General features: G+C 66.2%; 1 protein-coding gene. It reads left to right on the forward strand.

Annotated elements, in window-relative coordinates; all coding sequences use genetic code 11:
* Window positions 1-275: tetratricopeptide repeat protein (locus SB725_RS31075; protein WP_410923240.1), on the forward strand; the 275-nt coding region annotated here is incomplete at both ends.

Consider the following 275-nt stretch of genomic DNA (forward strand, 5'->3'; position numbering starts at 1 on the left):
GGTGCTCAACGCCTGCATCGCCCTGTGCAAGCAGGACCCGCGTTACGCGCCGTTATGCTTGCGCTACCGCGCCGATGCCCTGCGCGACATGCATCAGAACGAGGCCCTGGAGCGCCTGTACAACAGCATCCTGGCGGACCGGCCGCTGCCCTGGGCTTACGTCGGGCTGGGGCGCCTGCTGTTCAAGCGCGGGCAGGTTGGCGAGGCCAAGGCGGTTTATGAAAAGGCCTTGAAGGCCTTTCCGATGATGCCGGGCCTCTACGACGGGCTGGCAG

Source organism: Pseudomonas sp. SIMBA_041 (genome assembly GCF_046535095.1).
Classification (GTDB): Bacteria; Pseudomonadota; Gammaproteobacteria; order Pseudomonadales; family Pseudomonadaceae; genus Aquipseudomonas; species Aquipseudomonas mucoides.